At 74.1% G+C, this 6318-nt stretch carries 9 protein-coding genes; 4 read left to right on the top strand and 5 right to left on the bottom strand.

What is annotated here, in order from left to right:
• Positions 1–91: 91 nt before the first annotated feature.
• The 5 genes from ACIQ87_RS35895 to ACIQ87_RS35915 are packed head-to-tail and all read right to left on the bottom strand — an operon-like array spanning position 92 to position 4623.
• Positions 92–592, bottom strand: a complete 501-nt coding sequence (locus tag ACIQ87_RS35895; RefSeq protein WP_402415404.1) for a hydrogenase maturation protease — start codon at positions 590–592, stop codon at positions 92–94.
• 5 nt (positions 593–597) lie between these two features.
• Entirely contained in the window at positions 598–1893 is a 1296-nt protein-coding gene (locus tag ACIQ87_RS35900; RefSeq protein ID WP_402415406.1) for a Ni/Fe hydrogenase subunit alpha, read from the bottom strand.
• On the bottom strand, positions 1890–2669 hold the full coding sequence (locus tag ACIQ87_RS35905) for an oxidoreductase (protein WP_402415408.1): 780 nt from the start codon (positions 2667–2669) through the stop codon (positions 1890–1892). Before ACIQ87_RS35905 ends, ACIQ87_RS35900 begins: the two co-directional genes overlap by 4 nt.
• A 5-nt stretch (positions 2670–2674) precedes the next feature.
• Entirely contained in the window at positions 2675–3484 is an 810-nt protein-coding gene (locus ACIQ87_RS35910; RefSeq protein WP_402415410.1) for an FAD/NAD(P)-binding protein, read from the bottom strand.
• Positions 3481–4623: a 4Fe-4S dicluster domain-containing protein gene (locus ACIQ87_RS35915; protein ID WP_402415412.1), complete on the bottom strand. Its 1143-nt coding sequence runs from the start codon at positions 4621–4623 to the stop codon at positions 3481–3483. Before ACIQ87_RS35915 ends, ACIQ87_RS35910 begins: the two co-directional genes overlap by 4 nt.
• Positions 4624–4900: 277 nt before the next feature.
• Here ACIQ87_RS35915 and ACIQ87_RS35920 point away from each other — a divergent pair, with 277 nt between their 5' ends.
• From ACIQ87_RS35920 to ACIQ87_RS35935, 4 genes are all read left to right on the top strand, one after another.
• Positions 4901–5128, top strand: a complete 228-nt coding sequence (locus ACIQ87_RS35920) for a hypothetical protein (protein WP_402415415.1) — start codon at positions 4901–4903, stop codon at positions 5126–5128.
• Complete coding sequence (locus ACIQ87_RS35925; RefSeq protein ID WP_402415418.1) at positions 5125–5595, top strand: CBS domain-containing protein; 471 nt, start codon at positions 5125–5127, stop codon at positions 5593–5595. Before ACIQ87_RS35920 ends, ACIQ87_RS35925 begins: the two co-directional genes overlap by 4 nt.
• Positions 5585–6013: an Hsp20/alpha crystallin family protein gene (locus ACIQ87_RS35930; RefSeq protein ID WP_402415421.1), complete on the top strand. Its 429-nt coding sequence runs from the start codon at positions 5585–5587 to the stop codon at positions 6011–6013. The genes ACIQ87_RS35925 and ACIQ87_RS35930 overlap by 11 nt, the downstream gene beginning before the upstream one ends.
• Before the next feature lie 54 nt (positions 6014–6067).
• Positions 6068–6318 (top strand): dsRBD fold-containing protein (locus ACIQ87_RS35935; RefSeq protein ID WP_402415424.1); only part of this gene is annotated, 251 nt, incomplete at its 3' end.

Raw genomic sequence — 6318 nt, forward strand, 5'->3', positions numbered from 1 at the left:
GGCGGCGCGCACCGGAGGCACCTCGTTTGGAGCACGGCGCTCGATCGTCCACGATCGGATCGTTCTCCCGCCGACTCCCGGGGCGGGCGGATCACGGCCCGGTCCCGCGCCCCCGGTGCGCGTCAACCGCCCGGCGGACCTCGGCGACGACCTGCGGCACCGCAGCGGCGACGGCCGGGCTCAGGCCCTCGCCGATCGAGAAGTCCTGCCCCTCGACCGCGACGATCAGCAGCTCGCGCGGCAGCTTCCCCAGGGCCGCCGCCAGCGCGACACCGTGGCCCAGGCCCAGGCCGTGGGTACCGGCCGCCGTCTCCTCGTCCGCGAGGGGGTCGGCGAGCAGGTGGTCCGCGTCGACGGCGACGAGACGGATCCGGCCCGGCTCACCGGGGTCCGCGCGCACCGCGTCGACGACGACGGCCAGGTCGGCGCCCTCCCACAGGTCCATCAGCCGGGTCGGCTCCCCGTCGCACAGGGTGATCCGGTCGGCGGCCAGGCCCGTGGCCGCGAGTTCCGCGAGGACGGCCACGGCGGCGCCGTCGTCCCGGCGGTACTCGTTGCCGACGCCGATGACGACGGTCCGTCCGCTGTCCATGTCCGTCAGCTCCGGTCCACGGTGAGGGTGAGGAAGTGCGCCGCGCAGGAGATGCACGGGTCGTAGCTGCGGATGACCTGCTCGCACTGCCGGGTCAACTCGGCGTCGTCCAGGTGCAGTCGGGGCTCGATGAAGGACCGGAGGTCGGCCTCGATCGCGGTCTGGTTCTGCGCGGTGGGCGGGACGATGACGGCCAGCCGGACGATCCCCTCGGCGTCGATGTCGTACCGGTGGTAGAGCAGCCCGCGCGGCGCCTCGGTCGCACCGTACCCGGTGCCGGCCCTCGGCGGGACGGCGACGGCCGCAGCGGGTGGCGGCCGGTACTCCTCGATGATCCGTTGCGCCTCGGTGACGGCCCACAGCACCTCGACGGCGCGGACCACGATGCCGCGGAAGGGGTTGTCACAGCGCGGGCCGAGCCCGGCCTCGGCCGCCAGGGCCCGGATCCGGGCCGGGAGCCGTTCCGCGGAGAGGTTCCAGCGGGCGAGCGGCCCGGTGAGGTGGGGCCGGCCGTCGAGCGCGGCGTGCAGGGCGGTGGAGTGCGGCACCTGGTGCTCGCGGACCCGCTGTTCGAACTCCGCCACGTCGAACGGCCCGGCCAGGGCGCCGGTGGGCGTGCCGGAGTCGATGGCGTAGCCCTCCGGCTCGCGGAGCGCGAGCAGCTCGTGCCGGACCGTCAGCGAGGGGAAGTCGAAGCCCGCCACCCACCGGAGGACGTCCTCGGCGTCCGTCCGGGCTTCGCGCAGGACCGCCGCCAGGTGGTCGAGTTCGGCCCGCGTGGGAAGCCGGTGGAAGCCGCCGACCCGGACGTTGACCGGGTGGATCGCCCGCCCGCCGAGCACCTCGACGATCTCGTTGCCGGCCTTCTTCAGCCGCAGCCCGCGCCGCAGCGGCGCCGGGTCGCTGCGGGCCAGTGCGAGCGCGTCGGGCAGGCCGAGGAAGTCGGGGGCGTGCAGCAGGTGGATGTGCAGGGCATGGCTCTCGATCCACTCCCCGCAGTACAACAGCCTGCGCAGTCCCGCGAGTTGGCCGTCCACCGTGACCCCGCAAGCGTCCTCCACCGCACGGCAGGCGGTCATCTGGTAGGCCACCGGGCAGATCCCGCAGATCCGGGAGGTGAGGTCGGGCGGCTCGGTGTACCGGCGGCCGCGCAGCAGCGCCTCGAAATAGCGCGGGGGCTCGTAGATCGCCAGCCGGACGCTCTCCACCTCGTCCCCTCGGACGGCGACGTGCAGCGCGCCCTCGCCCTCGACGCGGGCCAGCGCACCGACGCTGAGCAGCCGTTCGACGCGGTGGCTCATCCGGTGTCCTCCGTGGCCTCTCGGGCCGCCTCCGCGAAACCGGGGGCCTCGGCGTTGAACGTACGGTAGAGCCGGGCGGCATCCGCGCCCGCCACGCCGTCGCGGTGCAGCAGTGGCAGCAGGGCGCGGGTGTTCGGCGTCTCCATCGGCCCGAAGCAGCCGTAGCAGCCGCGCCCGTACGCCGGGCAGATCGCTCCGCAGCCGGCCTGGGTGACCGGGCCGAGGCACGGGGTGCCGTGGGCGACGGTGACGCAGGTGGTGCCGCGCAGCTTGCACTCGAAGCAGACGCTGTGGGTGGGGACGTCGGGTTTGCGGTCGGCCAGGTAGGCGGTGATGACCTCCAGCAGTTGCCGCTTGTCGATCGGGCAGCCGCGCAGTTCGAGGTCGACCGGCACGTGGGCGGAGACCGGTGTGGAGTCGTCGAGGCTGTCGACGTACTCGGGGCGGGCGTAGACGACGGCCTGGTACTCCGGCAGGCTCACCAGGTTGCGCAGCGCCTGGACGCCGCCGGCCGTGGCGCAGGCCCCGATGGTCACCAGGTGGCGGGACTGCTCGCGGACCCGGCGGATGCGCTCCAGGTCGGCGGGCGTCGCGATGGAGCCCTCGACCAGGGAGAGGTCGTAGGGCGGTGGCAGCTCGCGGCCGGAGGCCTCCAGGAAGTAGCCGATCTCGATCGCACCGGCGAGGGCGAGGAGTTCGTCCTCGCAGTCCAGGAGCGTCAGCTGGCAGCCGTCGCAGGAGGAGAACTTCCACACCGCCAGGCGCGGGGTACCCATGGCGCTCACCTCTCCGGCGTGGCCAGCAGGCCGCCGGCCAGGTCCCAGCCGAGGACCGGCCCGTCCCGGCAGACGAACACGGGGCCGAGCTGGCAGTGGCCGCACCAACCGGTGGCGCAGCGCATGTTGCGTTCCAGCGAGACCCGGATCCGCTCGGCGGGGACGCCTCGGCGCAGCAGTTCCCCGGCGGTGGCGCGCATCATCACCTCGGGGCCGCAGAGGTAGGCCGCGCAGCGGCCGGGCCGGAAGTCGGCGCCGTCCAGCAGCCCGGTGACCAGGCCGGTCGCTCCGCGCCAGCCGGGTTCGGCGCGGTCCACGGTGACCTCGACGTGCGCCCGGGAGCGCCAGCGCGGCAGGTCGTCGAGGAACAGTTGTTCACCGGGGTCGCGGTACCCGGCGAGCACCGAGACCGTGCGGTACGCCTCCGCCCCGGCGAGGACCTCCTCGACCAGCGGGCGCAGCGGGGCGAGCCCGACGCCGCCGGAGACGATCAGCACGTCGTCGCCCTCCCCCGGGCTCCCCCAGGCCGTGCCGTACGGTCCGCGGGAGCCGATCCAGTCGCCGCGTTCGGCCCGGCACAGTGCCTCGCTGACCTTGCCGACCGCGCGGACGGTGTGGCTCAGCACGGCGCCGTCGATCCGGCTGGTGGAGAGCGGGATCTCACCGGTGCCGAAGGCGTACACCATCGCGTACTGCCCGGGGCGGAAGGGGCTCAGCGGTGCGGCGGCCGGTGCCAGGTCGAGGGTGACGGTGTCGGCGCTCTCGCGGCGGCGGGCCAGCACCCGGTACGGCACGGGGGTGGTCGGGTGCGTCATGGCGTCCCCCCGGCGGTCCCGGCCTCGGCCCGCAGGGCGGTGACCTCCTCGGTGATGTCGATGCCGACCGGGCACCAGGCGATGCAGCGCCCGCAGCCGACACAGCCCGAGGAGCCGAACTGGTCGTGCCAGGTGCCGAGTTTGTGGGTGAGCCACTGGCGGTAGCGGCTGCGGGCGGAGGTGCGGACCGGGCCGGTGCCGTGCAGGTACGAGAAGTCGAGGTCGAAGCAGGAGTCCCAGCGCCGCCAGCGCTCGGCGTGGTCGCCGGTGAGGTCGGTGACCTCCTCGGTGGTGGTGCAGAAGCAGGTGGGACAGACCATGGTGCAGTTGCCGCAGGTCAGGCAGCGGTCCGCGACCTGGTCCCAGCGCTCGGCGGTCATCGTGCCGGCCATCAGCGCGCGCAGGTCGGTGGGGTCCATGTTGCGGCCCATCCGCCCGGCGGCCCCGGCGACGGCCGTCCGGGCGCGCTCACCGTCGGTGGGGCGGGTGGGGATGTCCGCGAGGACGTCCTCGCCGTCGGGGCTGCCGGCGCGGACCAGGTAGTGCGGGCCGTCCGCGTCGACGGTCTCGGTCAACGCCAGGTCGTAGGCCGAGCCCCCGGGCAGGCCCGGGCCGGTGCCCATCGAGGCGCAGAAGCAGACCGCGCTGGGCTCGGTGCACTCGGCCACCACGAGGAACGCGCCGCTCCGCCGCCGGCCGTAGACCGGGTCGGCGTACGGGCCGCCGGTCAGCACCCGGTCCTGCACCGCGATCGCGCGCAGGTCGCAGGGGCGCACACCGAGGAAGGCGTACCTGGGCGGCCGGTCGTCCTCCTCCCGGACGGAGACGGTGCCGTCGGGCGCCCGGTCGGCCTGCCAGAGCCTGGCGCGCGGCGGGTGCAGGAAGGTCTTCCAGGACTGCGGCCCGGCCGAATGGGCGAACGCCGCCCGGTCCCCGCGCCGGTGCAGCCGGTAGGTGCCGGCCTCGGCCTCGATCCCCCAGCCGTACGGCAGCTCCTGCGCCGAAGCCAGTTCGGCGAGGACGATCGCGCCGTCCCGGACGGTGGGCCCGATCACCGTGAAGCCCCGTTGCCGCAGGGCCGCGACCAGCGCGGCGAGGCCTGCCTCGTCCAGTTCCAGGAGCGGTGCCGTCGTCCCCATCCCGTCCTCCTCGGGCTGCCCCCGAGGCCGCCCGGGTGGCGGCCTCCCTTCCTTCCACTGTCAGCCGCCCGCCGGTTTTCCGCATGGGCCGGTCGGCCCCGTCCCGGTTCACCGGTACCGTCCGGACGCACCCGGCCGCCCCGCACCCACCCGGACGGCCCCACCATTGGGGCCCGGTGATGGGCCGAACGGCCCTGCCGCACCGCTCGCGGCGGCGGTCTGCTGGATACGAAGGCCCGCTCCCCGTTCCGGGCCCTGACGAGCGGAGGCACCGGCCGTGCTGACCGACGAATCCCGCACCACCACCCGGCTGCTGCCGCACACCGCCGCCGGGCGGACCGTCTGCGTGTCCCGCTTCGCCCCGGAGGTCCTGCCGGACACCGGCCGCGTCGTCCTCGACACGGCGCGCGAACCGTACGACACCGACCGGGTCCGGCTCTCGCTCACCCCGGCCGAGGCCCGGTGGCCGGCCGGGAACGACACCGCGAAGGCCACCGCGTCATGAGGGCCTCCGACCTGATGACGTCACCCCCGGTGACCGTCGGCGCCACCGCGACGGCCGTCGAGGCGGCCAGACGGATGGAGGAGGAGGCGGTCGGCTGCGTCCTCGTCACGGAGGACGACCGACTGCTCGGCATCCTCACCGACCGCGACCTGGCCGTCCGCGGCCTGGCCCACGACGGGAGCCCCGAGCGGCCCGTCACCGACCTCATGACCGTGCGGGTCGCCACCCTGGATGCCGACGACGACCTCGACACCGCCTACCGCACCTTCCGCAACGCCGGCGTCCGCCGTCTGCCCGTGATCGACGACGGCCGCCCGATCGGCATGCTCACCGTCGACGACCTGCTCCGTGACGTCGTCCAACGGCTCATCGACGTGCTGATCCCGGTCTCCCGCAGCGCCCTGCGGGAAGCCGCTGTCCCACCTCACCCGCCCCTCGAACCCCTTGGAGGCCGTCATGGCCGGTGACCCGCGCAGACGATTCCCGTTCGGCGGCCGGTGGCCGTCGTTGCCCGACTTCTTCGAGGACTTCCCCGCCGAGTTCCGCATGCCACACGGCGAGCACGTGATCCGCATCGAGGAGTCCGAGACCGACGGCGTCTACCAGCTCAAGGCCGAACTCCCCGGCGTCGACCCCGACAAGGACATCACGATCAGCATCGACGACGGCGTGCTGACGGTCCAGGCCGAACGCACCGAGGAGACGAAGGACAAGCAGCACTCCGAGTTCCGCTACGGCTCGTTCAGCCGCAGCGTCCGGCTTCCCGCCGGCGTCCGCGACGAGGACGTCACCGCGTCGTACGACCAGGGCGTCCTGACCGTCCGGGCGCCCGTCGGCGAAGTCGCCAGACCCGCCCGCAGGATCGAGATAACCCGGGGCAGTTGACCCCCGATTCCGGGCCCGGACACCACCCGGGCCCGTCGGACCCTGGAGCCGAAGATGACCACGAAGACCCCGACACCGATGCGCACCAAGCGCTGGACCCTGCGCCTCGACCTCTTCGAGGAGGGCGACGCCACCAAGGTCCACGCCGTCCTCGACACCGGCGACAACACCCTGGAGGCCCGCACCACCGCCCACCGCAGCCCCCACGACCCGCCCGTTTGTCAACGGCTTTGTAGTCCGCCCCGGTGGCGGCCAAGCGATATCCCCGCAGGTGGAAGGCATGATCGCCCCGCCTGCGGCCAGAT

The organism is Kitasatospora sp. NPDC096204, from assembly GCF_044763205.1.
In the GTDB taxonomy this organism is placed as follows: domain Bacteria; phylum Actinomycetota; class Actinomycetes; order Streptomycetales; family Streptomycetaceae; genus Kitasatospora.

Bases quoted from the DNA above. Each gene is read 5' to 3' on its own strand.
- ACIQ87_RS35895 (WP_402415404.1), bottom strand. From the start codon at position 592: ATGGACAGCGGACGGACCGTCGTCATCGGCGTCGGCAACGAGTACCGC.
- ACIQ87_RS35900 (WP_402415406.1), bottom strand. From the start codon at position 1,893: ATGAGCCACCGCGTCGAACGGCTGCTCAGCGTCGGTGCGCTGGCCCGC.
- ACIQ87_RS35905 (WP_402415408.1), bottom strand. From the start codon at position 2,669: ATGGGTACCCCGCGCCTGGCGGTGTGGAAGTTCTCCTCCTGCGACGGC.
- ACIQ87_RS35910 (WP_402415410.1), bottom strand. From the start codon at position 3,484: ATGACGCACCCGACCACCCCCGTGCCGTACCGGGTGCTGGCCCGCCGC.
- ACIQ87_RS35915 (WP_402415412.1), bottom strand. From the start codon at position 4,623: ATGGGGACGACGGCACCGCTCCTGGAACTGGACGAGGCAGGCCTCGCC.
- ACIQ87_RS35925 (WP_402415418.1), top strand. From the start codon at position 5,125: ATGAGGGCCTCCGACCTGATGACGTCACCCCCGGTGACCGTCGGCGCC.
- ACIQ87_RS35930 (WP_402415421.1), top strand. From the start codon at position 5,585: ATGGCCGGTGACCCGCGCAGACGATTCCCGTTCGGCGGCCGGTGGCCG.